General features: G+C 61.1%; 22 protein-coding genes. 12 read left to right on the plus strand and 10 right to left on the minus strand.

Features of this window, described 5'->3' with window-relative positions; genetic code table 11:
• Positions 1-62 precede the first annotated feature (62 nt).
• From Q1K29_RS00295 to purL, 3 genes are all read right to left on the minus strand, one after another.
• Entirely contained in the window at positions 63-428 is a 366-nt protein-coding gene (locus Q1K29_RS00295) for a UrcA family protein (RefSeq protein ID WP_300389965.1), read from the minus strand.
• Between the two features lie 205 nt (positions 429-633).
• Positions 634-2,517 (minus strand): M2 family metallopeptidase, encoded by a 1,884-nt coding sequence (locus tag Q1K29_RS00300; RefSeq protein WP_300389968.1) that lies wholly within the window; start codon positions 2,515-2,517, stop codon positions 634-636.
• 504 nt (positions 2,518-3,021) lie between these two features.
• Positions 3,022-5,286, minus strand: a complete 2,265-nt coding sequence (purL, locus tag Q1K29_RS00305) for a phosphoribosylformylglycinamidine synthase subunit PurL (protein ID WP_300389971.1) — start codon at positions 5,284-5,286, stop codon at positions 3,022-3,024.
• 129 nt (positions 5,287-5,415) lie between these two features.
• Here purL and Q1K29_RS00310 point away from each other — a divergent pair, with 129 nt between their 5' ends.
• Together Q1K29_RS00310 and Q1K29_RS00315 are read left to right on the plus strand one after the other, a co-directional pair.
• On the plus strand, positions 5,416-6,027 hold the full coding sequence (locus Q1K29_RS00310) for a hypothetical protein (protein ID WP_300389974.1): 612 nt from the start codon (positions 5,416-5,418) through the stop codon (positions 6,025-6,027).
• 129 nt (positions 6,028-6,156) lie between these two features.
• Positions 6,157-7,278 carry an FAD-dependent oxidoreductase gene (locus Q1K29_RS00315; RefSeq protein WP_300389977.1) on the plus strand — a complete coding sequence of 374 codons (1,122 nt, stop codon included), beginning with the start codon at positions 6,157-6,159 and terminating at the stop codon, positions 7,276-7,278.
• Positions 7,279-7,288: 10 nt separating this feature from the next.
• Here the strand turns inward: Q1K29_RS00315 and Q1K29_RS00320 are convergent, their stop codons facing one another.
• Entirely contained in the window at positions 7,289-8,536 is a 1,248-nt protein-coding gene (locus tag Q1K29_RS00320) for a DUF3089 domain-containing protein (protein WP_300389980.1), read from the minus strand.
• 154 nt (positions 8,537-8,690) lie between these two features.
• Between Q1K29_RS00320 and Q1K29_RS00325 the strand changes: the two genes are divergently transcribed.
• Positions 8,691-9,869, plus strand: coding sequence for a hypothetical protein (locus Q1K29_RS00325; protein ID WP_300389982.1), 1,179 nt, complete (start codon positions 8,691-8,693; stop codon positions 9,867-9,869).
• Here the strand turns inward: Q1K29_RS00325 and Q1K29_RS00330 are convergent.
• Complete coding sequence (locus tag Q1K29_RS00330; RefSeq protein WP_300389985.1) at positions 9,795-10,991, minus strand: DUF418 domain-containing protein; 1,197 nt, start codon at positions 10,989-10,991, stop codon at positions 9,795-9,797. The two genes, Q1K29_RS00325 and Q1K29_RS00330, sit on opposite strands and share 75 nt — an antisense overlap.
• Positions 10,992-11,058: 67 nt before the next feature.
• Entirely contained in the window at positions 11,059-11,721 is a 663-nt protein-coding gene (gene purQ, locus Q1K29_RS00335) for a phosphoribosylformylglycinamidine synthase subunit PurQ (RefSeq protein WP_300389988.1), read from the minus strand.
• Positions 11,722-11,848: 127 nt separating this feature from the next.
• On the opposite strand from purQ, the gene Q1K29_RS00340 reads away from it, so the two are divergent.
• The 3 genes from Q1K29_RS00340 (at position 11,849) to Q1K29_RS00350 (ending at position 13,668) form a co-directional block, all read left to right on the plus strand.
• On the plus strand, positions 11,849-12,001 hold the full coding sequence (locus tag Q1K29_RS00340; RefSeq protein ID WP_300389990.1) for an entericidin A/B family lipoprotein: 153 nt from the start codon (positions 11,849-11,851) through the stop codon (positions 11,999-12,001).
• Between the two features lie 78 nt (positions 12,002-12,079).
• Positions 12,080-13,018: a rhodanese-related sulfurtransferase gene (locus Q1K29_RS00345; protein ID WP_300389991.1), complete on the plus strand. Its 939-nt coding sequence runs from the start codon at positions 12,080-12,082 to the stop codon at positions 13,016-13,018.
• Entirely contained in the window at positions 13,015-13,668 is a 654-nt protein-coding gene (locus tag Q1K29_RS00350; protein ID WP_300389994.1) for a glutathione S-transferase, read from the plus strand. Before Q1K29_RS00345 ends, Q1K29_RS00350 begins: the two co-directional genes overlap by 4 nt.
• On the opposite strand, the gene alaS is transcribed toward Q1K29_RS00350, so the two are convergent.
• Positions 13,665-16,316: an alanine--tRNA ligase gene (alaS, locus tag Q1K29_RS00355; RefSeq protein WP_300389997.1), complete on the minus strand. Its 2,652-nt coding sequence runs from the start codon at positions 16,314-16,316 to the stop codon at positions 13,665-13,667. The two genes, Q1K29_RS00350 and alaS, sit on opposite strands and share 4 nt — an antisense overlap.
• 153 nt (positions 16,317-16,469) lie before the next feature.
• A complete protein-coding gene (gene recA / locus Q1K29_RS00360; protein WP_300390000.1) occupies positions 16,470-17,570 on the minus strand; it encodes a recombinase RecA in 1,101 nt (366 codons plus the stop codon).
• A gap of 181 nt (positions 17,571-17,751) precedes the next feature.
• Here recA and Q1K29_RS00365 point away from each other — a divergent pair, with 181 nt between their 5' ends.
• From Q1K29_RS00365 to Q1K29_RS00380, 4 genes are all read left to right on the plus strand, one after another.
• Positions 17,752-18,510, plus strand: coding sequence for a hypothetical protein (locus Q1K29_RS00365; RefSeq protein WP_300390003.1), 759 nt, complete (start codon positions 17,752-17,754; stop codon positions 18,508-18,510).
• A gap of 45 nt (positions 18,511-18,555) precedes the next feature.
• Positions 18,556-18,771: a DUF2093 domain-containing protein gene (locus tag Q1K29_RS00370; RefSeq protein WP_300390006.1), complete on the plus strand. Its 216-nt coding sequence runs from the start codon at positions 18,556-18,558 to the stop codon at positions 18,769-18,771.
• Positions 18,768-19,673, plus strand: coding sequence for a M23 family metallopeptidase (locus tag Q1K29_RS00375; RefSeq protein WP_300390009.1), 906 nt, complete (start codon positions 18,768-18,770; stop codon positions 19,671-19,673). The genes Q1K29_RS00370 and Q1K29_RS00375 overlap by 4 nt, the downstream gene beginning before the upstream one ends.
• Positions 19,674-19,763: 90 nt before the next feature.
• The gene (locus Q1K29_RS00380) at positions 19,764-20,204 is read left to right on the plus strand and encodes a cupin domain-containing protein (protein WP_300390012.1); all 441 of its coding nucleotides are present in this window, start codon (positions 19,764-19,766) and stop codon (positions 20,202-20,204) included.
• Between the two features lie 6 nt (positions 20,205-20,210).
• On the opposite strand, the gene Q1K29_RS00385 is transcribed toward Q1K29_RS00380, so the two are convergent.
• The gene (locus Q1K29_RS00385) at positions 20,211-21,596 is read right to left on the minus strand and encodes an amidase family protein (protein ID WP_300390015.1); all 1,386 of its coding nucleotides are present in this window, start codon (positions 21,594-21,596) and stop codon (positions 20,211-20,213) included.
• A 110-nt stretch (positions 21,597-21,706) separates the two neighbouring features.
• Between Q1K29_RS00385 and Q1K29_RS00390 the strand changes: the two genes are divergently transcribed.
• Positions 21,707-22,222, plus strand: a complete 516-nt coding sequence (locus Q1K29_RS00390) for an MgtC/SapB family protein (RefSeq protein WP_300390017.1) — start codon at positions 21,707-21,709, stop codon at positions 22,220-22,222.
• A 5-nt stretch (positions 22,223-22,227) separates the two neighbouring features.
• Here the strand turns inward: Q1K29_RS00390 and Q1K29_RS00395 are convergent, their stop codons facing one another.
• Positions 22,228-23,199, minus strand: coding sequence for a quinone oxidoreductase (locus tag Q1K29_RS00395; RefSeq protein ID WP_300390020.1), 972 nt, complete (start codon positions 23,197-23,199; stop codon positions 22,228-22,230).
• 51 nt (positions 23,200-23,250) lie between these two features.
• On the opposite strand from Q1K29_RS00395, the gene rnhB reads away from it, so the two are divergent.
• Complete coding sequence (gene rnhB, locus Q1K29_RS00400; protein WP_300390022.1) at positions 23,251-23,817, plus strand: ribonuclease HII; 567 nt, start codon at positions 23,251-23,253, stop codon at positions 23,815-23,817.
• Positions 23,818-23,895: the final 78 nt, after the last annotated feature.

The raw sequence follows: 23,895 nt of genomic DNA on the forward strand, positions 1-23,895 counted from the left end.
AAAAGAGCCCCGGGCACTGGTGCGGGCCCGGGCAGTTGGAAACGTTCAGACGCCGTAGCGTCTTAACGTTGAGGGCGGCCTGCGCGGTGCTCGCTCATGTCATATGAGCTGTCCGCACTTACCAGGCGTTCACCCAGCGTCGGGTAACGGTCCGAAAGCTGGCGAACCGTGTCGTTGATAACCGCCTGTCGGCAGCGGCGCTCCTGGCGCAGAGCAAAGTTAGTGCGCATGGTACGGCGGCAGAAATTGCGGGCCTCGAGGTGGAGGTCACGACGGATATCAGCGCGGCCATCCATGCTGGCGAGCAGCGAGGGATTGTAGTTGAAGCTGAAATCCTCAGCCGGAAGGGCCGCGTCAGCGGTAATAGCCACAGCGAATGCGCTCGTGCAAAGGACGGCAGCAAGGGCAAGCGATTTGATGATTTTCATGTCTCTCTCCAAATGTGTTTGACGCCAGCCGGGGTTCAGGGTCAGGGCTTGGCCGGCGCCGAAGCGGACATTCTCCGGAGATCGTGTACAGCAGCGTTTTAGAGAGCGTTGGTTTGGGCGAAGAGCATCGTTGTAAAACTGTTATAAATGCAACAAAGCCCCGAACCGTCAGGCCGGGGCTTTGCACTTCACAGTCTGAAGAAGACTATTCCCAGCCGCAGGAACGGCCCTGGTTTTCCTCTTCGAGCCAGGTCATCAGCGGATCGAAATATTCGATGATCGCCGAGCCATCCATCTCGCGTGTGCCTGTGAATGTTTCCAGAACATCCGGCCATGGCTCTGATGCGCCCATTTCAAGCATCGCCTTGAACCGCGAACCGACTTCCTCATTCCCGTAGATCGAACACCGGTGCAGCGGGCCTTCCCATCCGGCCTGTTCGCAGGCCGCCTTATGGAACTGGAACTGCATAATGTAGCTCAGGAAGTAGCGCAGGTACGGCGTGTTGCCCGGAATGTGATACTTCGCGCCCGGATCAAACGCATTGGCAGGGCGCGGTCCCGGCGGGACAATGCCCTGATACTTCGTGCGCTTCTCCCACCAGGATGCGTTGTAATCTTCCGGTGGGGTGGTTCCCTCCAGCACGTCCCAGCGCCAGCTGTCGACCGTCAGCGCAAATGGCAGGAAGGCGATCTTGTCCAGTGAGGTGTTGAACAGCAGCGCAATATCCGCCTCCTCGCCCGGGATCTGGTCTTCCGTGATCAGGCCGATCTCTTCGAGATAGACCGGCGTGATCGACAGCGAGACAAAGTCCCCGATAGCCTCATGGAAACCATCATGGGCGCCGTCCTTGTAGAGGTAATCAACATCCCTGTAGGCACGCTGATAGAAGTTGTGACCGAGTTCGTGATGGACGGTGTAGAAGTCCTCGGCATTCACCTCGGTGCACATCTTGATGCGCACATCTTCCTCGTCATCGACATCCCAAGCCGAGGCGTGGCAGACGACTTCACGGTCATCCGGGCGCACGATCATGGACCGCTCCCAGAAGGTCTCCGGTAGCGGCTCAAATCCGAGAGAGGTGAAGAAGGCTTCGCCGGTTTCCACCATCTTGATGGCGTCGTAGTTGGCGTCCTGAAGCTCTTCGGTCAGATCATAGCCTTGTCCCGACAGGTCTTCCGGCGCGACAACCGGATAGATGTTCGCCCAGCTCTGCGACCACATGTTTCCCAGCAAGTCCGCCCGGATCGGCCCGGTCGCCGGTTGGACCTCATCGCCATACGCCTCATTGAGTTCGGCGCGGACATAGCAGTGCAGCTCTTCATAGAGCGGCGAGACCTGCTCCCAGAGGCGGTCGACTTCAGAGGCCATCTCTTCCGGCGGCATGTCGTATTTCGACAACCACATGGTCTTGAGGTTGTCATAGCCAAGCTCGTTGGCCCCCTCATTGGCGATTTCCACCATCCGAACGTAATCGTCCTTCATCGGCGGCGAGATGGTGCGCCAGCCTTCCCATACGGTTTTCAGCTCTTCCGGGTCACGGCTCGTCTCGATAATCGTGGAAAGCTGGTCGAGATTCAGCTCTTCACCCTCATAGGCGAAGGTGCCGGTGCCATAGGTGGCTTCTAGACCGGTTGTGATTTCAGACAGTTCCTCGGCCGCGCCTTCCGTCGAGGGGGCCGGGATCGTCACGCCCGACTGCAGGCGCTGCATCTTGCGTGCAAGATCGGGTGGCAGGTCGACATCCTTGAACTGTTTCGACTCATTGGCGAGCGAAACAGCGAGTTTGGTCGCGCGCGCACCCGCGTCGGCGGCAGCCTTATTGGTTTCGTCGGTGATATTGGTGGCCTGCTCCCAGAAAACCGGGGCGACCTCCTTGGACATCTGGCCAAGCTCTTCATCGGCGCGCTTCAGGAAAGCGCGGGCCTCGGCGACGGTCGGGCCGGCTTCGACGACGTCGCTCATATCTGCATCGGCAGCGGGCGGCGGCGGAGCCTCGGCGGGCGGCAGGTTCTCGTTCTTGTTGGCACAACCGGCCAGCAGTGCCAGGCCAAGAGCAGTTGCACTTGCGGTGATCAGTCTTTTTTTCATCTGGGGACCTCCATGGTGGCCGCAGCCAAGCGCCAAGACGCCTGAAGGTCAATGCCGGAACGGCCAAATCCGTGCGCAGTGCCGCGATTGTACGCAATCCTGTTTCAACTGAAGCCAAAGAAGAAGGATGAAATCGCGCTGGCGGCGGCCAGATGAACTGAGAGTTACGGCCGCCAGACCAGCGCGATACCACGAGAGATCGGAGGGCGCACATCGACGTTGTGCGCTGGGGATAATCTCTCTATTCACACCTATACCGTGTGGTTGAAGAATTTCACACCCCAGAAACGAGCGGAATACTTGCTTGAGATTAAGTTAAGGCCGTTTAGCTGCGCCGGCCTTGCTGTCCGGGAGGGAGGGTGCGGGCCAGCAAGTCCGGCGAGCCGGTGAGAGAAGACGGGGCGCGGGGGACGTTGCGCGCGTGAGGGCCGTCCGCTCTCATGGCTCAATACGCCACGCACCGTGAACTGGATCGCCTTGCTACAAAATTTTTGGGATGAGCTTCTACTCGCCCGTCATATAACGTGGCAGCCAGCCTTCGTGCGCGTCGCGGAGAGTAGCGAGACTGATCGATTGCGGCGCTGAGCCGACAAGAACGAAATCGATCGTATCTGACTTGAGTGTACCTACCTGCGTGTATTGCAGACCCGTAGACGAGAGCGTCTTGTGGATGCCGTCTGCGTTGGATGGCGGCACCGCGACCACATAGCGATTTTGGTCCTCACCGAAAAGGTATCCTGCCCGTCCATCTTCCGGACCAAAGACTTCAGCGCCGAGACCCGCAGCCATAGCGATCTCGGCCACGGTACACGCCACACCGCCATCGCTGACATCATGTACAGCCTGTAGAAGGCCGCTTTCGACTAGCTTACGTATACCCTCGCCAGTGTGCTTGGCCTCATCAAGATCGACACCTGGGGGCGGGCCGAGCGCTTCTTCCTTCAGACCCAGCCATTCGCGAGCATAGAGCGAAGCGCCCAGATGCCCGCCATCAGCGCCAATCAAGAATAGAAGGTCGCCCTCCTGCGCCCCCTTCAGCGTGGCGACCTTCGAGACATCCTCGATCAGGCCCACACCGCCGACCACAGGCGTCGGCGGGATCGCCTTGCCGTCGGTCTCATTGTAGAGGCTGACATTGCCGGAAACGACCGGGAAGTCGAGCGCGCGGCAGGCCTCGGCCATGCCCTCGATGGCCTTGACGATATAGCCCATTGTGGCGGGCTTTTCGGGATTGCCGAAATTGAGGTTGTCCGTGATCGCGATGGGCGTGGCACCGACGGCTGACAGGTTGCGATAGGCTTCCGCCACCACGGCCTTGCCGCCCTCATAGGGGTCGGCGGCGACATAGTGCGGGTTGCAGTCGGAACAGATGGCCAGCGCCTTGTTGGTGCCGTGAATGCGGACAATGGCCGCGTCACCCATGGACTGCGAGCTGTCGATCGTGTCACCCATCACATGGCGGTCATACTGCTCCCAGATCCAGCGCTTTGATGCCATATCAGGTGAGGACATGAGCTTCAGCAGCACTTCGCCATAGTCTTCCGGCTCTGGATATTTCGAAACATCGAAAGGCTGGCGTACCTTCGGCTCGATCCATGGCCGGTCATAATTCGGGGCATCTTCAGCCAGCGGTGCGACCGGGATGTCGCATACGACCTCGCCAAACTGTTTGAGCACCATATGGCCGCTATCAGTCGTCATGCCGATCACTTCGGCATCAAGGTCGTATTTCTCGAATATCGCCTTCGCCGTTTCGATCTTGTCGGGATAGAGCACCATGAGCATCCGCTCCTGGCTTTCCGACAGCATGATCTCGTAGGCGGTCATGCCGGTTTCACGCTGGGGCACCTTGTCGAGGTCCATCTCCACGCCGATGCCTTCGCCATTCTCGCCGCCGCTATCGGCCATCTCGACGGAGGAAGAGGTCAGGCCCGCTGCACCCATGTCCTGGATCGCCTGGATCGCATCGGTCGCCATCAGTTCGAGGCAGGCTTCAATCAGCAGCTTCTCGGTGAACGGATCGCCCACCTGGACTGTCGGGCGCTTTTCCTCGTCGCCTTCGGAGAATTCCGCAGACGCCATGGTCGCGCCATGAATGCCGTCGCGCCCGGTCTTTGAGCCGACATAGAAGATCGGGTTGCCCGGCGTTGCGCCGCGCGCATAGAAAATCTTGTCCTGATCGGCGAGGCCGACGGCCATCGCATTGACGAGGATATTGCCATTATAGCCCTCATCGAACTGCGTTTCTCCCGCCACCGTCGGTACGCCGACGCAGTTGCCATAGCCGCCAATACCGGAGACCACACCCGCCACGAGGCTGCGGGTCTTCGGATGGTCCGGGCTACCAAAACGCAGCGCATTCACCAGCGCGATCGGACGCGCGCCCATGGTGAAAACATCGCGCAGGATGCCGCCGACGCCTGTCGCCGCGCCCTGATATGGCTCAATGTATGATGGGTGGTTGTGACTCTCCATCTTGAAGATGGCCGCCTGTCCGTCACCAATATCGATAACACCTGCATTCTCACCCGGCCCCTGAATGACCCGGTCATTCTTGGTCGGGAACTTCGAGAGATGCCGGCGCGAGGACTTGTAGGAACAGTGCTCCGACCACATCACGGAATAGATACCAAGTTCCACGAGATTGGGCTGACGCTCGAGCCTTGTAACGAGGCGATTCCATTCTTCGGCATTGATGCCGTGGCCGGCAGCATCGGTTTCGGTCTGCTCGGCCTTCAGATGGGTGAGGATGGCGGATGTGTCTGTCATGCCCGCTCCATAACCGCATGCGCTGCGAGTCGCCAGATTAGATGGTGGAAATTCCTGCTCGGACTGCTTAAACCGAAACTTGTGAGAGTTTTCGAGTCACACTCCCGGAACGGATTTGGAGGAATTTCCATGCGCCATATTTCATTGAGCCTCGCCGCGCTGGCGCTGGCGGCCTGCGGCAGCGGCAGCGTCGACCCTGACGCGCGGATGCCCACGCCATACCCCGAAGACAGCGACGGGCCGACCACCTCGATTGAATCATCGCAGTGGTCAAACCCGGTCACATCGACCGAAGTGTCTGAAGACGCCATGGACGGCGAATGGACCTCGACCACGATCAGCGGCGACTCCGCTGTCCAGTTCGCAGACGCTGAAGGCAACAACCAGGTCGCCGTGATCTGTCGTGAAGGCGACGAGGACCAGGCCAACTCCCTTACCCTGCGCCGCTATGTGGCAGAGGATATGGATTTCGGTGAAGACTCCTCGATCACGGTCTACACGTCAGCAGGCTCGAAGCAGTATGTGGCATCGTCCGCGCCGGTCGATGTGACGACGTCGCTTGGTGACTATTTCGCTTCGATGATCGGTTCGGCGCGCGGTGACATCCGCATTATTGTCGACGACGAAATGGTGATCATTCCGTCCGACGAAGCCGTCCGCGAGCTGGTCGCCAGCTGCCGTCCTGAAATGGAATATCAGGGCCCGCAAACTGACGATGAGAGCGAAGAAGAGTCTGAATAAGGACCGCTTCGACCACGCATTCGGAAGGGCCGGCCTTGATGAGGACCGGCCCTTTTTCATGCCTCCGCTTGCCTTGCCAGTGCACCTTGAGCACACAGGAAAAGGGCGCAGCCTACGGAGGCTCATCTGATGCGACGACGCGATGTCCTTACCGGTCTCGGCCTCACGACCTTGAGTGCCTGCACGACGGCAGCGCCCTCTGCACCAGTGCTGCAAGGCTATCAGCCACGCCGGACCTATGCGCCGGTTCAATCCTCGATCAGTCGTGTGACCCGAACCGTGGTGGGTCTTCGCCCCTACCGGCCGCAAGGATACCGGCTGGAAGCAGAAACGCTGGGCGACAAGACCGTCATCCACAATTACGGGCATGGCGGCTGCGGCGTGACCATGAGCTGGGGTACGAGCCAGGTCGCCGCAGACCTCGCCACCTCATCCGGCGCCTCCTCCGTCGCGGTACTTGGGGCCGGCGTCATGGGGCTGACGACTGCGCTTATCCTTGCCCGACGGGGACATGACGTCACGGTCTATGCCGAGCACCTTCCCCCGCACACAACGTCGAACATTGCTGGTGTCCTGTGGCTTCCCACAGGCTATTTCGACCGGGACGTCGCCACACCAGAATTCCTGCGGCGCAACCGCATCCTCATCCGGGCCGCACATCGCGGCTTCCTACCTTACGTCAACCGGCCTGGCTATGGCGTTTACTGGTCGGATCATCACGCCCTCTCACGCTGGTCACCGAAGACCTACAACACCCTGCCGGGTGGCGATGACCTTTACCCGGAACTGCAGCGCGCGCATGAGAACACTCTCTTCGGATATGCCTTCATGGAGCGGTTCCGGGCGTTGATCATCGACCCTGACTATTATCTCGATCAGATCATGAAGGATGCGCAGCTCGCCGGTGCGCAATTCATCGGCGCGACGCTCGGCCCCGAAGATGTCGCCGCCCTTCCCCAGTCCGTCATCGTGAATTGCACAGGGCTGGGCGCACGTGATCTTTTCGGAGACGAGGACCTGGTGCCCATTCGCGGGCAACTCTCCCACCTTCTGCCACAGCCGGAGATCGACTATTCCTACGTCGCGCCGACCTCGCAGGGCGTGCTCTACATGTTTCCCCGCCGCACCGGCATCGTGCTCGGCGGCACACATGAAATGGGCGAGGCCAGCCTGGAAGCCGACCCCGCCCAGATCAAACGCATTGTGGAAGGCCATGCCGACCTGGCCGGCCGGCTCGACACGACGGCCTGAAGCCGTCGACCTATTCGGCCTCGTTGGCAGCCTGGGCTGCGGTCCATGTCTCGGCCTGCTCGCTAACAATGGTCACGAGATTGCCCATGGCAACGTTCATGTCGATCAGGTGAAGCCCCCAGTCGCCAAGCACCTCTCCCTCGACGACCACATCCCCGACAATATCATCGGCGCGAGGGTCGGCGGTATCGCCATCCACCTGCACAGCAAGATAGGTGTGGGCATCGGTCTCGACGCACTCTGCCGAAAGCATGCCGGGCAAGGCGGCATAATCCGTCTCGATGGTTTCCCCTTCGATGAAGGATGTATTGTCGAGCCCGAAGAAGCCCGCTCGCGACAGGCGGGCGTCGAGTTCACCGTCATCGCCTGAAAGCTCGGCCGGGTTGATACAAAGCGCGCGGCGGCCATCTGGATCGTTAACGCCAAAACGGCTCTCGGCCGGCGGCGGGCTGTCTGCTCTGAAGGAGACATAGGAAATCACGCAGCCGGTCTGTCCCGCCGTCGTGCACGGCTCCAGCGAACCGAGATTGCCCGTCTCTGCATCGCCATAAACCGTGTAGCCAATAGGCATGGCTGAAACGACAAGGTCTTCTTCCGTGCTGCCGAGGACATCCTGGCGCAACAGCTGTTCGATCATCCTGGCGCCCTGCGAGTGGCCGATCAGGACGACGCCACGACCATTGTTTTCTTTATCCAGATAGGTGTCCCAGGCCGCTTTCACATCGCCATAGGCCAGTTCGGCATCGGCGGTGTACTCGCCGCCCCGCATGAGCGACTGCAGATGGGTGAGCGTCACCTGCCGGTACACCGGCGCAAACAGGCGACAGGTCTCGGCAAAAGCACCGAACTGTGTTGCAGCCACACGGTTTTCTTCGCCACCAGCCTCAAGATCGCTATTCGGCGTCGTGTCGAACGAAATGGTGGGATAGACGTAGAAACAGTCAATGGGCGGGTTCTCCGCAGGCTCGAAGCTTTTCACTTCCGTCGATCCGTCAGCCTGCACAACCGTGTAAGAAAGATCCTTCTCACAGGCATCGCCCTCCTTGCCGGGATGGCAGAGCCAGTTGGCCATATCGTTATAATCGGCTGGCTGTGTGGCAGTCTGGTCGGCTGCAGCTTCGCCATCGGCGCCGGACGTCTCATCAGCCTCAGCCGGTGGCGGTGATGCTGCCTCGACATCACCTGTCTCGTCAGCCGGTTCACCGCAGGCCCCTATGAGCAGGGCGCTCACAAGCGCAGTGACAGAAAGCAATCTCATTTCTTTTCCTCCCCCGTTTTCTGATCGTTGCGTCAGTTAATATCGTTCGCTGCCCGCGTCCAAGTCCTTTTGAAAACCGTGAAATTCAACAGACCGCTTTCAGCAGACTTGAGCCAAATCCTGATACGAACAGGGCTTGGGAGGAGCTGGTGTCATGATCTCGATACGGACCATAAGGCGCGAAGACGTGAAGGCCGTTAGCCGCCTGGCCGCAGAGGTCGGGTTCCCGGATCGCAGCGCTGAAGGCTGGCACTGGGCGTTGTTCGGAAATCCGGATCAGTTCGACATTCCGCCCGGCCTGGTCGCCGAGCGCAAGGGGCACATTGTTTCCATGATCGGCCTGCAGGCGCGCCACTTCCTTGTCCATGGCAAGCCTGCAAATGCCGTATGCGGCCATACTTTCATTTCCGGGCCTGACGGACGGGGGGCTGGATTCGCCCTGTCACGCCGGGCCCTGCAGTCCTTTGGCGGCGGCATTGCCATCTACACGCTAAACAACAATGAGCTCGCCGGCGACTTTCATAAGCGGATCGGACTGACAGCCTGGCTCGGCCGGGCCGGTCGCAAGAGGATCGAATGGCCAGTCCACTCAGTTACCATGGCCGCAGGCCATGCGCTCACCCGTCTGACCCGAAACGAAGATGTCCATGACTGGCTATCAAAGCGGGAACTGTTCGCCAGGGCCCCGCGCAACCTGACGCCCTTCTTGCCGAAAGGCGGCTCTGTCATGACGCTCGACCCGAATGACACGGACGATGCCTGGCTGATCGAGGATTTCAGTACAGCCGCGAGCCTCGGCCGCCGCGCCGTGCCCGCCCGTTCGGCACGAACCTATGCATATCAGATGGCCGACCCGGACGCGCCCGGTCGCATTGCCCTGCTCGGACTGAAAGACGGGGACAGCCTCAACGGCCTGATCCAGCTTGCCATCACCAAACCCAACGCCTTTGAGCCAGCCCACCTTGAAGTCATCGATATGGAGGTTCGTCCGGACACCGATTCCGCGCTGATCGTGCCGGTGCTTGTGCGTGCAGCCAAGAACGTGGCCCGCCGGGCACGACTGTCGCGGTTACGGCTACCCTTTTCGGCCCGTTTTGACGAGGCCTGCTATGTCGGTACTGGCCTGCGCTTCACCCGGACCGCCAACTATGACCCGGCCCATGCCGCCTTCGGCGAAGGCGCCGAAGCGCTGGAAGAATACTGGCAACCCTCCGGCTATGAGGGCGACATGTTCTTCGCCCTGCGCAACCCACCCGCCTCAACGCGCGCCAAGATACGTCCAACGGCGAAGGAGAAACTCCATGGGTCCGCGTGGAAACACCAGGCGCCATAGGCTTGAAAGGGCGATCGAGCCGAAGCCGACAATCAGCGCAAGGATGATGGTGCCCACAGCGCTCATCTCGTCGAAGTATCCCAGGCCGTAATTGTTGAAGGCCAGCGAGAAGATAAGGCTCTGCAACAGATAGGCTGTCAGTGAAGCGGTGCCGCCACGCGCCAGGAATATCTTGAGCGCGCCGTCCGGCGTTTCTGCCCACTTCGCGATCAGCCCGAGATAGCCAGCCGTCGAGAATGGGCTGAAAGCGGTGATGAAGATCATGCCCAGCATGGCACCGCTGGACATCATTCCGCCGTCGGCATCGACAATGAACCACGCACCGATCGCGCTTCCAAAGATGCCAATCGGCAGGAAGACATGTCGGCATCGCTTCCAGAATGGCCGCGAGGGATCGGAAATGGACCCCATGCGCACCGCCGCGAGGCCGAACACAAAGAAAGCCATCGCGCCAATGCCCTGCATCAGCATTCCGAAGGTGATGACGGAACTCCACTCAGTGAAGCGCTGGGCAATGGACTGAACGAAGGTTCCGGCTCCGAATACCTCGCGCGAGGTAACGATCAGCTCGTCATTCGCTGCGATCTGCTTGCCCATCACCTCAGGCGCCATCGTCATGCCCAGGATGAAGGAACCGGATGCTAAGAGCACAACCAGGATTTGGATCACGTAGAGCCAGACGGCCCATCGGATCAGCGCCGAGGGCTCCTTGTTACGGAAGACGTAAAGCAGGCAGCCGAGAATGGCGTAGATCACCAGGATGTCGCCCTGAAACAGAAGCGCGACGTGGAGCAGGCCCAGCACGAGCAAGCCGGTGATACGCCGCCAGTAGCGCCCGGCAAAGCCGACGCCACGCCGCTCGGCGGCCTTCATCTGATAGGCAAAGCCGACCCCGAACATGAAAGAAAACAGCGTGTACGACTTCATCAGGAAGAAGGCGTTCACGAGGAAGTACGACCATTTGTCCGCACCGCTCAGCGCCCCTTCGGCCGAGTAGCCGCCCATCATGGGGTGCGAGAACACCGCGACGTTCACGAGCGCTATACCGATCAGCGCAAAAGCCCGAGCGAGATCGGGAAAGACTTCCCGGCCCGCTTCGCGGGTTTCCGACAGATATGACATGTGCTCCCTCCCCGAGTCAGGGATGGAAACGTAACCGAGCTTCGGGAATTGGCCTAGTGAAACGCGTTCAGATCGCGGCGAGCAGGCTTTCGAACATGCCGCGGCCATCATCGCCGCCTTCATGGCCGCCAATGGCGCGTTCCGGGTGCGGCATCAGGCCGAGCACGCGGCCGTTCTCCGACAGGATACCGGCAATGTCGCGGGCCGATCCATTCGGATTGCCCGCATAGCGGAAGGCCACACGGCCCTCACCTTCCAGCCTGTCGAGCGTATCCTCATCGGCGACGTAATTCCCGTCATGATGTGCGATTGGAACGGTGATCTCACCTTTGCCGGCATAGGCGCTGGTGAATGCGGAGTTGGAATGCTCGACCTTGAGCGGCTGCGGCTTGCAGACGAAATCCAGGCCTGCATTGCGCAAAAGCGCCCCCGGTAGCAGGCGCGTCTCGGTCAGGACCTGGAAACCGTTGCATACCCCAAGCACATAGCCGCCCCGCTCGGCATGCTGCTTGAGTGCGCCAATGACCGGAGAGTTCGCCGCCATGGCACCACAGCGCAAATAATCGCCATAGGAAAAACCGCCCGGCACCATGACGAGATCGGTCCCCTCGGGGATCTCCCCATCCTTGTGCCATACCATGGCTGGCGCCTGACCCGTTATGGCTGCGAGGGCCGTCTGGGCGTCGCGATCACAATTCGAACCGGGAAAGACGATGACTGCGCTTTTCATGGCGCTCCATTAGCAGGGAGTCGGGGCGTTTGGGAACACGCGATGTTCGCGCAAGCTGACCAATTTTTTTGATTGCCAAATCGTACAGTGAGCAGAATATGCGAGCTATCCGAGGAGGAGTTTGGATATGAAGAGACTGGTTCTTGTACTGGCGGCCCTGGTCGCCCTTCCGGCGCTCAGCGCCTGCAACACGATTTCCGGCATGGGCAAGGATGTGTCCGCCGCTGGCGATGTCGTCAGCGACACCGCCGATGAAACGAAGGACGAAATGTCCGACTAGAAAACGGCCCGGGCAGTGGCAGACGCCCTGCCCGGCCAATCTGGCCTCATGCGTCCCGCTCTGGCATAAGGAGCGGCCATGAGCTTTCGCGTATCTGCCTTCTATAAATTCACGCCATTCGAACACCCGGCGGGCATTCGGCACCGGGTGGAGTCAGCCCTGCGAGCAGCAGGCGCCAAAGGAACAGTCCTCGTCGCTAGCGAGGGCCTCAATGGCACAATCGCCGCCGAAGGCACCGCCCTCGACGAGGCGATGGCGGCGTTAACCGCCCTGCCCGGCTGCGCTGACCTCGAGTGGAAGGAAAGTCATGCCGACACCATGCCATTCTGGCGTCTCAAGGTTCGCCTCAAGCGCGAAATCGTCACCATGGGCATACCGGATACCGATCCGAACCAGCTCGTCGGCACCTATGTCGCCCCGGAAGAGTGGAACACGCTGATCAGCGATCCCGATACGGTTCTGATCGATACGCGCAACGATTATGAGTACGCGATTGGCACGTTCGAAGGCGCCATCGATCCGGAGACCGAATCCTTCCGCGAATTTCCGGACTGGTTCCGTGACTTTCGTGACCGCCTCGAAGAGCAGGGGCGCAAGCCGAAGATCGCCATGTTCTGCACCGGCGGCATCCGCTGCGAAAAAGCGACCAGCTTCGTGAAGTCCGAAGGCGTGAACGATGTCTATCACCTCAAGGGCGGCATCCTGAAATACCTCGAAAACGTGCCTGAACCCGAAAGCAAGTGGCGTGGCGAATGCTTCGTCTTCGACCAGCGTGTCTCTGTGGGCCATGGCCTCGAAATCGGCGAATACGAGCTCTGCCATGGCTGCAAGCGCCCCGTAAGCGAAGCCGATCGTGCGGATCCGCGTTATGAGGAAGGCATTTCCTGCCCGGCCTGCCATGGTACGCTCACCGAAGAACAGCGGGCCCGCTTTGCCGAACGCCAGAAACAGGTCGAGCTCGCCCGGCAACGGGGCGTCGCGCATATCGGACGGACCCCGGCCAAGACGGGCAAATGAGCCGGCCTGTCCTCTACTCCTTCAGGCGCTGTCCCTATGCCATGCGCGCCCGGCTCGCCATCGCTTCAGCGGGGCTGGAGTGCCATCTGCGCGAGGTTGTCCTGCGCGACAAACCGGTCGCCATGCTGGAAGCATCACCGAAGGGGACGGTACCGGTGCTGGTACTTGAGGATGGTCCAGTCATTGACGAAAGCCTCGACGTCATGCTGCACGCCTTGCGCAATCACGATCCGGAAAACTGGCTTTCACCAGAAGAAGGGTCTCAAGAAGAAATGCTGGCGCTGATCGCGGACTGCGATGGCGGGTTCAAGCACCATCTCGACCGCTACAAGTATGCGACACGCTATGAGGACGCCGATTTCGAGCATCACCGGCGCGAAGGCGCTGCCTTTCTCAAAAAGCTGGACGAGCGGCTGGCGACGCGCGATCAGCTCTTCGGCACACGCATATCCTTGGCAGATATGGCGATCATGCCCTTCGTGAGGCAATTCGCGAATACCGATCGGGACTGGTTCGATGCCCAGCCCTTGCCGAACCTGCACCGCTGGCTGCGCGGGCATCTCGAAAGCGTCCGCTTCAAGAGCGTTATGCCGAAATTCCCTCAATGGAAGCCGGGCGATGAGGAGCCGGTCTTTCCGGCTGCCGCTTAACCCGCAAGCGCCTTGCGAACGGCTTCGAGCGCGGCTTCGGCCTTGCTGCCATCCGGACCGCCCGCCTGCGCCATGTCCGGCCGGCCACCGCCGCCCTTACCACCGACTTCAGCAGCCGCAACGCGAACGAGGTCGACCGCCGATACCTTGTCGATGAGGTCCTCGGTGACACCAACGGCAACCGCAGCCTTTCCTTCATTGACGCCAATGAACACGGCAATGCCTGAGCCCAGCTTCGCTTTCGCTTCATCCACCAGGCCGCGAAGATCCTTGCCGCCGACACCGTCAGCGACGCGCGCGATGAGCTTGTAGCCGCCAATCTCTTCTGGTCCGCTTGGGGCAGACGTTCCGCCGCCGCCCATGGCCAGCTTTCGCTTGGCATCAGTAAGGTCACGTTCCAGCGTGCGGCGCTCATCATTGAGCTGGGCAACCTTCCGGCCGACATCCTTGAGCGGCACCTTGAGCTGGTCTGCCAGGTCGAGCGCAACCTGCGCACGCGCCTTCAGGAAGTCGAGTGCTTCAGCGCCTGTTGCTGCCTCGATCCGGCGAACGCCCGCCGAGACACCGCCTTCCGAGGTGATCACGAAAGCTGCAATGTCGCCTGTGCGGGCCACGTGCGTTCCGCCGCAGAGCTCGACTGAATAAGGCCGGGCCTCGTCTTCGAGCGGCTGGCCCATGGAAAGAACGCGGACCTCGTCGCCATACTTCTCGCCAAAGAGCGCGAGGGCTCCGGCTTCGATGGCCTTGTCGGGCGCCATCACTTCGATGCGCGCCTCGTCATTCTGGCGGATGACCTCGTTGACCTGGTCCTCAATCGCCTCAAGTTCCGCCGCCGTAACAGGGGCGCCGTGAGAGAAATCGAAGCGCAGCCGGTCTTCCTCGACGAGCGAGCCTTTCTGTGTGACGTGCGGCCCCAGAACACTCCGGAGGGCAGCGTGCAGGAGATGCGTGGCCGAATGGTTGGCGCGGATGCGCTGGCGGCGCTGATAGGAGGCCTGCAGTGTGGCCTTGTCACCGAGCGACACCGCACCATCAGTCAGTTCACCAATATGGACATGCAGGTCCCCGGCACGTTTCTGGACGTCACGAACGATGAAGCGCGCGCCGTTCTCAAAGTGGATTTCACCATGATCCCCGGCCTGGCCGCCGCTTTCGGCGTAAAACGGCGTGCGATCAAAGACGAGTTCGCACTCGCCGCCTTCGCAGCGCTCTGTCATTTCACCGTCAGCGATGATCGCCTTCAGGATGCCCCGGTCTTCGGTGCCTGCATAGCCAAGGAACTCGGTCGCCCCGGACATGTCTCGCACGCGGAACCAGACGGCTTCGGATGCCTTGTCGCCGGAACCGGACCAGGCCTGACGCGCGGTTTTCTTCTGTTCGGCCATGGCATCATCAAAGCCCTTCTGGTCGACGCCCATGCCACGGCCGCGCAGGATGTCCTGCGTGAGGTCCAGCGGGAACCCATAGGTGTCGTAGAGCTTGAAGGCTGTTTCGCCCGGCAATTCGGCGCCTTTGCCCATGCCATCAGTGGCATCCTCCAGCAGGGCGAGGCCGCGTCCAAGTGTCCGCTGGAAGCGGGCCTCTTCCTGCTCAAGCGAGGCCTCAATGGCCGGCCGCGCGCGATTAAGCTCCGGGTAGGCTTCGCCCATTTCATCCGCCAGCGTCCCGACCAACTTGTACATGGCCGGTTCACGCGCGCCGAGAAGATGGCCATGGCGCATTGCCCGGCGCATGATCCGGCGAAGCACATAACCGCGGCCTTCGTTTGAAGGCGTCACGCCATCGGCGATCAGGAAGGCAGAGGTACGAAGATGGTCTGCGATCACGCGGAAGGAGGCGAGATGATCGCCCTTCGCTTTCACCTTGTAGACGTCCTCCTCTGCCGCAATCAGATTGAGGAAGAGATCGGTCTCGTAATTGTTATGCTTACCCTGGAGGACGGCAGCCATACGCTCGAGGCCCATACCCGTATCGATGGATGGTTTGGGCAGGTTGCTACGCGTTCCGTCGGCATGCTGCTCATACTGCATGAAGACGAGGTTCCAGATCTCGATGAAGCGGTCACCATCCTCGTCCGGAGATCCGGGTGGGCCGCCCGGCACATCCGGGCCATGATCAAAGAAGATTTCAGAACACGGGCCGCACGGGCCGGTGTCACCCATGGACCAGAAATTATCCGACGTCGAAATGCGGATGATGCGGTCATCGGGAAGACCGGCCACCTTTTTCCAGATTGAAGCGGCTTCTTCATCCTCGGAATAGACGGTCACCAGGAGACGATCCTTCGCCAGGCCGAAATCCTTCGTGATCAACTGCCAGGCAAAATCGATGGCGTCGTTCTTGAAATAGTCGCCGAACGAAAAATTGCCGAGCATCTCGAAGAAGGTGTGGTGGCGTGCCGTATAGCCGACATTGTCGAGGTCATTGTGCTTGCCGCCGGCCCGCACGCATTTCTGCGAGCTGGTCGCACGGGGCGCGAACGGTGTCTCGGCCCCGGTGAAGATATTCTTGAACGGCACCATGCCGGCGTTGACGAAGAGCAGGGTCGGATCATTGTCCGGCACCAGCGGCGCGGAGGCCTTGCGCGCATGGCCCTTGCCTTCAAAGAAGGAGAGGAAGGTTTCGCGAAGGTCGTTGACGCTTGTCATCTTTATACCGTCTCTGGCAGTTGCCTGATCATAACGGGCGCTGCCGGAAAGCCAGCAAACGCCCGATCCTGCATGCGATATAAAGAGTCACCTGCGGCACGCCAAGCGTCTGGCCCGCCGCAGGCCGTGTTCAACTGCAATTGGGCGACGAACTCAGCCGGTTTCGGCTTCACCGGCTTCGCCGGCCTCCCCGTCACCATCGTCGCCTTCTTCATTCAGCAGGACATCGGAAAGAAGGCCCGACTGCTTGCGGATGGCGGCTTCGATCTCGTTGGCGATATCGGGATTGTCCTTCAGGAACTGGCGGGTCTTCTCGCGGCCCTGCCCAATCCGGTCTTCCTTGTAGGAGTACCAGGACCCGGACTTCTCGACGACTTCACATTTCACGCCGAGGTCAATGAGCTCACCGGTCTTGGAGATACCTTCGCCATAGATGATGTCGAACTCAACCTGCCGGAAAGGCGGGGCCACCTTGTTCTTGACAACCTTCACCCGGGTCTGGTTGCCGATCACCTCGTCGCGGTCCTTGATCGCGCCGATACGGCGAATGTCGAGACGGACCGAAGAATAGAATTTCAGGGCATTGCCGCCGGTGGTCGTTTCCGGGCTGCCAAACATCACGCCGATCTTCATGCGGATCTGGTTGATGAAGATCACCATGCATTTCGACTTGGAGATCGAGCCTGTCAGCTTGCGCAGGGCCTGGCTCATCAGGCGGGCCTGGAGGCCTGGCAGCTGGTCGCCCATCTCGCCTTCGATCTCGGCACGCGGCGTCAGGGCGGCGACAGAATCGATAACCAGGAGATCAACAGCGCCCGACCGAACAAGCGTATCGGCGATCTCCAGCGCCTGTTCGCCGGTATCGGGCTGCGAGACCAGAAGGTCATCCAGATCCACACCGAGCTTGTGCGCATAGCTTGGATCGAGAGCATGTTCGGCATCCACGAAAGCGCAGACACCGCCATTCTTCTGGGCTTCGGCCACCGCATGAAGCGACAGCGTCGTCTTGCCCGAGCTTTCCGGACCGAAGATTTCGATGATCCGCCCCTTGGGCAGGCCGCCAATGCCAAGCGCGATGTCGAGCCCGAGCGAGCCGGTCGAGACCGCCTCAATGTCGGAGACCTTCTTGTCGCCGAGCCGCATCACGGACCCCTTGCCGAAGGACCGTTCGATATTCGAGAGCGCCGTTTCGAGTGCTTTCTGCTTGTCCACGCCGGATTCCTTGTCCACGAGTTGCAATGCGGGTTTGGCCATGAGTCGTCTCCTTAGGTCCATATCTGACCCTGCAATGCAAGGCCGGCGTTTCGTCTGAAGGAGGCGGTGTACCACAAATGTTCTGCAGAACAAAACAAAAACTTCGGGTCTCAGACCACAGCTTGCGGCGGAGCCTGCAACCGGCCTAGACTCGCTGCTGGGCCGAAGGCAAGGATCAGGCATGAAAGCGCTCGCCATCATACCGATTGTCACCCTTGCAGCTGGCATGATTACCATTTTGCCGGTCCAGGCCCAGGATGCCTCACAGACCGAAACCCCACCGACCACGCTTCCCTTCGAACCGACCGTGGAGTCGGCGCCGCCGGCGCGGCCGAGTTATCCGGACCGGACGCCGCAGCCTGAGCCTGAACCGCCCGACACGCTCTGCACGGCGATCGGCCCGATCGTTCGCGCAGGTGTCGTTGCGAGCCGCTTCGCCATGCTATCGCCCTCGACCGCGCAAGGCGGTGTTATAGGCATGTTCGAAGCCGGTGAGGGGCTGGGTGAAGTCGGTGCCGAAACCTGTACTGTCGTGATCCCTGCCGCCAACGAAGCGACCGCCGATTCGCCCTACAATCAGGTCACCTGCCCGCTCGAAATGGTGCATGGCGACGTCCCCTTCCTCAATGATCTCCGTCAGAGACGCGAGGAAGTGGCCACACGGATCGGAGAATGTCCGCCCATCTCGCGATGGACGGGCGAAGCGCCACCGGAATCGCCGTTCACAGAAGCCGAGATTGTCGAGGATCATGTGTTCAGCCACCCTGATGTAGCCGTCGAGATCGTACTGCGTGCGAAACACCGGAAACGTGTGGGCGACTGGCCCCTCGACTATGTCCGCTCGCTTGCGCTGATCTTCCGCACGCCCAATCCCGACAGACCCGAACCGGAAGCGGAGCCGGACCCGGGACCGGATGCCTCAGGCGGAACACTTCCCTGATCAGGCCCTCTTCCATTAGCGGGAAATTGCCCCCAGTATAAGCGGATGCTGACACGTACCGGAAAGCCCTCAGGCGAGGCAAAGCTTCGCTATCTTGATGCCGATCTCGATGTGATCGAGCCCGGAGACTATGTGACCTGCGCGGTCACCGGCCGGAAGATACCGGTTCAGGCCCTGCGCTACTGGAGCGTTGACCTGCAGGAACCCTATTTCGATGCAGCCGCGGCTGCCAGCCGGATGGTGCCCGGGAAACAGGGATGATCCTCATGCGCGCGCTGCTCCTGGCGGTCGCTTTCCTTCCGCCTGCCGCACTGCAGACGGCCGCCGACAATCACACGCCACAAAGCCTCTCCTGCGCCGGCATCGCCAAGCAGAGCGGCCTGCTGCGCTGCCATGCTGCGCCCGACATGGAGATCGAAGTCTCGGGCCCGGACGGCGAAACACGTCGCACCGTGAAGACAAACCAGTTCGGTCGCGTGCTGATCGGGCTGCAGCAGAAAGAGCCCTCAAAGTTGCAGCTCACGCCTGTCGACAGCGTGATCCGACCGATCACCATGACGATTGCGCCGCGACATGACGATTTCCGGCTGATCAAGGGCTTCAATTGCGACAAGGTCGATGCGCGCACCGAGTCCCAGAAACAGCATGCCGCCGAAAGCTGGGTGAAGAAACAGGAGGCCTTTGCGAGCTTTCATGCCGGCCCCGGCGTGACGCAAGGCTTCATCCGTCCGGTCGAAGGCCCCGCTTCTTCGCCGTTCGGGCCGACGCGGAAATATGTTGGCACGGGTGCCAATGGCGAGCCCTGCGAGAAGATCTCGGTCCATGAGGGCTACGACTTTGCCGTCCCCACCGGGACACCGGTCACCGCACCGGCAGGCGGCATGGTGATCCTGGCCGACGAGGATCTCTACTATGAAGGCGGGACCGTCTTCCTCGACCATGGCGACGGGCTGGTTTCAGTCTTCCTGCATCTCTCCGACGTCAGCGTGAAAGAGGGCCATGTCATCCCGCAGGGCGAGAAGCTGGGCGAGACCGGCAATACTGGCCGAACGACAGGCCCGCACCTGCACTGGGCGGTGAAGTGGCGCAATCCGGCCGATGAGGAACGCGAGGGCGACTTCTATATCGACCCTGCCTTGTTGCTCGATCTCGAACCGCGCTAGGGACGCTGACCGTTTCGCGGCTTGCGCTATCTGCAGGCTGCGGCAAACTCCCCGCAGGCCGGAATGACCGGTCGAGGGAGGATACCAACAATGAAAACCACTTTTCTGGGGCTGGCTGCCCTGGGCCTTTGTGCATGTGTTGCAGCGCCGGAGGCAGCGACTCCACCGCCTGGCTCAAACGAAATGCTGCGCTCACCGATCGCGAGCATGCAGGGCCACGAAGTCATCATATCCGACGTCGTCATTCCACCGGGTGCGACAGTGCCCCGCCATTACCATCCCGGAGAAGAGTTCCTCTATGTCATCTCCGGCTCAGCCATTCACGTCGAACAGGGCAAGCCGGATCTGGAGCTGGTGGCTGGCGACTCCTATGTCATCGCGCCGGAAGCCATTCATTCGCCCCGCGGTGGCCCCGATGGCGCGCGCGCCATCGTCTTCCGGGTCCATGTCGAGGGCCAGCCGGAGCGGATTCTGGTCGATGGGGCCGAAGCACACCATCATGGGGATGACGGCCCCCATCACCATCACTAGACGGCTCTAGAGCGAGGGAAACGGCTTTGCCGGATCCCGACAAAGCCCCGCCTTGTCCGCAAGTTCGGCAAAGCGCAATCCTGTCAGGTCTCCAAATTGCGGCGCGAGCGCCTGCACGCCCGTCGGCAGGCCATCGCCGGTCATGCCAAGCGGAATAGCGGTCGCCGGCAGACCCGGAAATGTCGCAAGTCCGGCCCAGACGAGCTGGCTGGCATAGCTCACAGACTGGCCATCCAGAATAGCATCCGGGGCGCTCCAGATCGCACTTTCGGCATGCGGGAAGGCACTCATGCTGGCCACGGGGGCGAGCACGATGTCGAAATCCTCGAACAAGGAAGCCCATTGGCGCTGCAGGTGCATCTGAATGTCCTGAAGCTCGAACCATTTGTGGACATCGATGGGACGGGCTTCCGGCGTTCCCCGCGTAATCACCGTATTGAGCATACGCACATAATGTTCATGCATGGCCATGATGTCGGGAAGGCTGTCGCATTCCCTGCCAACATGCGCGCCTGCCTCGTCCAGCGCTTCCGCGAACTTGCGGATCGGTCCGGAGACATTTTCCGCCACATGCGGCAAGCCCTCAAGCGGAAGGGCCAGCACACGGTAATCTTCCAGCCGCTCATGAAGCGGCGCAGCCAAATCCAGCCGCCAGCCGGGATTAATCCCGCCGGCGGTAATCTTCAGCGCTGCCGTCAGGTCTCTGGCATTCCGGGCCAGCGGGCCGGAGACTGCCAGCGGTTCCTCGACACCATCGGTGCCCGGAAAGTTGTGTCCCTTGAGCGGCACGATGCCATAGGTCGGCTTGTGGCCGTAGACGCCGCAGAAATTGGCTGGCGCGCGGATCGACCCGCCGATGTCGGAACCATATTCCAGCGGAACCATACCGGCCGCCAGCGCCGCAGCCGACCCACCAGATGAGCCGCCAGGCGTGCGCGTCAGATCATGCGGGTTCGAAGTGCGCCCATAGATGGGGTTAAAGCTCTGCCAGTCTGCGAGGGCGACCGGGGCATTGGTCTTACCGAGAATAACGGCGCCAGCGGCTTTCAACCGCGAAACAATGACAGCGTCTTCGGCGGGACAGTAATCGGCAAACCCCTCGAAGCCCCAGGTGGTCGGCAGGCCGTCAACATTATTGGACTCCTTCACCGTCATGGCGACCCCCAGCAAAGGCCTGGAGTCCTCGGATGTCCTGTTTTTGTCGATGGCTTTTGCCGCCGACCTGGCGCGCTCGAAATCACGCACAACGACAGCGTTGATCTGGTTGTCCAGCCGCTCGATCCGCTCGATGGCCGCATCGCAGACCTCGAGTGCGCTCACCTCACCCGTTCTGACCAGCCTGGCTGTTTCAAGTGCGCCGGCACTGCGCAAATCGCTAACTGTTTCGGCCATTCCCGCTCCTCCCCGTTTATGCCTCCACTTTAGCATACAGCCTGTCGTCGTGGCGAAACCAATCGCGTGGCCGGACGTATCTTGTCACAGAACTGTCATGCGAGAGGACCATGTCCGACTTCACGCTACAGACAGACACATCGCTTCTGGCCATCGCGGTCCGGCTCGGCCTCGCCTGCGTGCTTGGCTTTCTCATCGGCTTCGAGCGGGAAATAAAAGACCGCCCGGCCGGTCTGCGTACGCACATGCTGACAGCGCTGGCTGCCGCAGCGTTTGCGATCATCGCCATCGAATTCATTGCGATCTATGGCAATGAAGGCAACGGTACCCAGCTCGACCCGATCCGCGTGGTGGAGGCCGTCACCGCCGGCGTGGCTTTCCTGGCGGCCGGTACGATCATCCAGGCCCGCGGGAAGGTGCAGGGGCTCACAACGGGCGCAGGGATGTGGCTCGCCGGCGCGATCGGTCTGGCCTGCGGCGCAGGCTTTCTCACCGTCGCGCTGGTCGCCGCCGGCTTTGCCCTTCTTATCCTTGTTCCCATGAAACTCATGGAAAAGAATGTCTTCCGCGAGGACGAACCGGGCCTGAAAGTGGGCGACGGCAAGGATGAGCACAAGAAGGACTGAGCCGTCTAGGGTTTCAGCAACGTCGCCCCGACCGTCTTGCCACTTTCAATCGCACGGTGGGCGTCCGCCGCATCCGCCAGGTCGAACGTCTGGCCGACATGCGCCTTGATCGTTCCCGCCCGAAGGGCCCCGAACAGTGCAGCAGCGCCCTTTTGAAGGCCTTCCTCGGTATTGATAAAATGGAACAGGCCCGGCCGGGTCATGTTGAGCGACCCGCGCTTCGAGAGTTCGGTCGGCGCAATCGGATCGACCGCGCCAGATGCATTGCCGAAGGTCACATACCAGCCGCGCGGCTTCAGACTGTCGAGCGACGCCTTGGCCGACGACTTGCCGACACTGTCATAGGAGACATCCACTCCCTTGCCGCCTGTGAGCGCCCTGGCCCGTCCGGCCACATCCTCATGAGAGAAGATGACATCCGTGGCCCCCGCCGTCTTCGCCAGCTCGGCCTTCTCTTCACTTGAGGTGACGGCGATCACACGCACGCCAAGCGATGTCGCCCATGGCACGAGCAATGAGCCGACCCCCCCGACCGGGGCCCAGATCAACGCTGTTTCACCGGGCTCGGGACGATAGACCTCGAAGAGCAGCATCCAGGCGGTCAGGCCTTTCAGGACCACCGCGGCGCCTTCTTCTTCAGTGATGCCGTCTGGCAGTTTCAGAAGCCGGGAGGCCGGGCCCGTGAAATGGGTCGCATAGGTTCCACCCCCGAGATAGGCGACACGATCCCCCGGCGCGATGTTTTCAACGCCCTCGCCAACCGCCTCAACCGTGCCTGCCGCCTCAGATCCGAGTGTGAAAGGCATCTTGACGGGATAGAGGCCGGAGCGGTGATAAGTGTCGATGAAATTGAGTCCGACAGCGCTCTGCCGGACAAGCGCTTCGCCCGGTCCGGGCTGGCGCGGCTCCATCGAAACCTTGGTTAAAACGTCCGGTCCGCCGGTCTCGTTAATCTGAATGCAATATGCGTCGCTCATGGTTAAGGCTCCCGGAATCATGATCTTATGGCAGTGATGAGGAACATAGGGATGATCTGCGGCATAGACGAGGCCGGACGAGGCCCCTGGGCTGGTCCTGTAACGGCAAGCGCGGTCATTCTTGATCCTGCGCAACCCATTGATGGGCTTACGGATTCGAAAAAGCTGACCGAAGATCGGCGCGAGGCGCTCTACCCGGAAATCAAGGCCAAGGCGGTCTGCTACGGCATTGGCTGGGCGAGCCCGGAAGAGATCGACCGGATGAATATCCGCGAGGCAACCTTCCTCGCCATGACGCGCGCCATCGCCATTATGGGGCTCGTGCCCGAGCAAATTCTTGTGGATGGAAACTGCCTGCCCAAGGCCCTTCCCTGCCCTGCCAGTGCAATTGTGAAGGGGGACCTGACCGAACCCTCCATCTCGGCAGCCTCGGTCCTCGCAAAAGTGGCTCGCGACCGTGCCATGGTCGACCTTGCCAACCGCTTCCCCGGCTATGGCCTGCGCCGCCACAAGGGCTATGGCACGCCTGAACATGCTCAGGCGCTGGAAGCTCTCGGGCCGTGCCGCTGCCACCGCATGAGCTTCGCGCCCGTGGCCCGCGCCGCAAAGGCCGCCTGACCTACTCCAGACAGACGTTGACAGGCTCCTGTGCCTGCGCCATCGGAATCACGGCCGTCGCAATCCCTGTCATGCCAA

This window comes from Henriciella sp. (assembly GCF_029937755.1).
Lineage (GTDB): Bacteria > Pseudomonadota > Alphaproteobacteria > Caulobacterales > Hyphomonadaceae > Henriciella.

What these genes read in the sequence shown, in the direction of transcription:
- Q1K29_RS00365 (WP_300390003.1), top strand. Translation starts at nt 17,752, where the DNA reads ATGAAAGCGCTCGCCATCATACCGATTGTCACCCTTGCAGCTGGCATG.
- recA (WP_300390000.1), bottom strand. Translation starts at nt 17,570, where the DNA reads ATGGCCAAACCCGCATTGCAACTCGTGGACAAGGAATCCGGCGTGGAC.
- Q1K29_RS00385 (WP_300390015.1), bottom strand. Translation starts at nt 21,596, where the DNA reads ATGGCCGAAACAGTTAGCGATTTGCGCAGTGCCGGCGCACTTGAAACA.
- Q1K29_RS00310 (WP_300389974.1), top strand. Translation starts at nt 5,416, where the DNA reads ATGCGCCATATTTCATTGAGCCTCGCCGCGCTGGCGCTGGCGGCCTGC.
- rnhB (WP_300390022.1), top strand. Translation starts at nt 23,251, where the DNA reads ATGATCTGCGGCATAGACGAGGCCGGACGAGGCCCCTGGGCTGGTCCT.
- purL (WP_300389971.1), bottom strand. Translation starts at nt 5,286, where the DNA reads ATGACAGACACATCCGCCATCCTCACCCATCTGAAGGCCGAGCAGACC.
- alaS (WP_300389997.1), bottom strand. Translation starts at nt 16,316, where the DNA reads ATGACAAGCGTCAACGACCTTCGCGAAACCTTCCTCTCCTTCTTTGAA.
- Q1K29_RS00320 (WP_300389980.1), bottom strand. Translation starts at nt 8,536, where the DNA reads ATGAGATTGCTTTCTGTCACTGCGCTTGTGAGCGCCCTGCTCATAGGG.
- Q1K29_RS00315 (WP_300389977.1), top strand. Translation starts at nt 6,157, where the DNA reads ATGCGACGACGCGATGTCCTTACCGGTCTCGGCCTCACGACCTTGAGT.
- Q1K29_RS00325 (WP_300389982.1), top strand. Translation starts at nt 8,691, where the DNA reads ATGATCTCGATACGGACCATAAGGCGCGAAGACGTGAAGGCCGTTAGC.
- Q1K29_RS00350 (WP_300389994.1), top strand. Translation starts at nt 13,015, where the DNA reads ATGAGCCGGCCTGTCCTCTACTCCTTCAGGCGCTGTCCCTATGCCATG.
- purQ (WP_300389988.1), bottom strand. Translation starts at nt 11,721, where the DNA reads ATGAAAAGCGCAGTCATCGTCTTTCCCGGTTCGAATTGTGATCGCGAC.
- Q1K29_RS00375 (WP_300390009.1), top strand. Translation starts at nt 18,768, where the DNA reads ATGATCCTCATGCGCGCGCTGCTCCTGGCGGTCGCTTTCCTTCCGCCT.
- Q1K29_RS00380 (WP_300390012.1), top strand. Translation starts at nt 19,764, where the DNA reads ATGAAAACCACTTTTCTGGGGCTGGCTGCCCTGGGCCTTTGTGCATGT.
- Q1K29_RS00300 (WP_300389968.1), bottom strand. Translation starts at nt 2,517, where the DNA reads ATGAAAAAAAGACTGATCACCGCAAGTGCAACTGCTCTTGGCCTGGCA.
- Q1K29_RS00370 (WP_300390006.1), top strand. Translation starts at nt 18,556, where the DNA reads ATGCTGACACGTACCGGAAAGCCCTCAGGCGAGGCAAAGCTTCGCTAT.
- Q1K29_RS00345 (WP_300389991.1), top strand. Translation starts at nt 12,080, where the DNA reads ATGAGCTTTCGCGTATCTGCCTTCTATAAATTCACGCCATTCGAACAC.
- Q1K29_RS00390 (WP_300390017.1), top strand. Translation starts at nt 21,707, where the DNA reads ATGTCCGACTTCACGCTACAGACAGACACATCGCTTCTGGCCATCGCG.
- Q1K29_RS00330 (WP_300389985.1), bottom strand. Translation starts at nt 10,991, where the DNA reads ATGTCATATCTGTCGGAAACCCGCGAAGCGGGCCGGGAAGTCTTTCCC.
- Q1K29_RS00340 (WP_300389990.1), top strand. Translation starts at nt 11,849, where the DNA reads ATGAAGAGACTGGTTCTTGTACTGGCGGCCCTGGTCGCCCTTCCGGCG.
- Q1K29_RS00395 (WP_300390020.1), bottom strand. Translation starts at nt 23,199, where the DNA reads ATGAGCGACGCATATTGCATTCAGATTAACGAGACCGGCGGACCGGAC.
- Q1K29_RS00295 (WP_300389965.1), bottom strand. Translation starts at nt 428, where the DNA reads ATGAAAATCATCAAATCGCTTGCCCTTGCTGCCGTCCTTTGCACGAGC.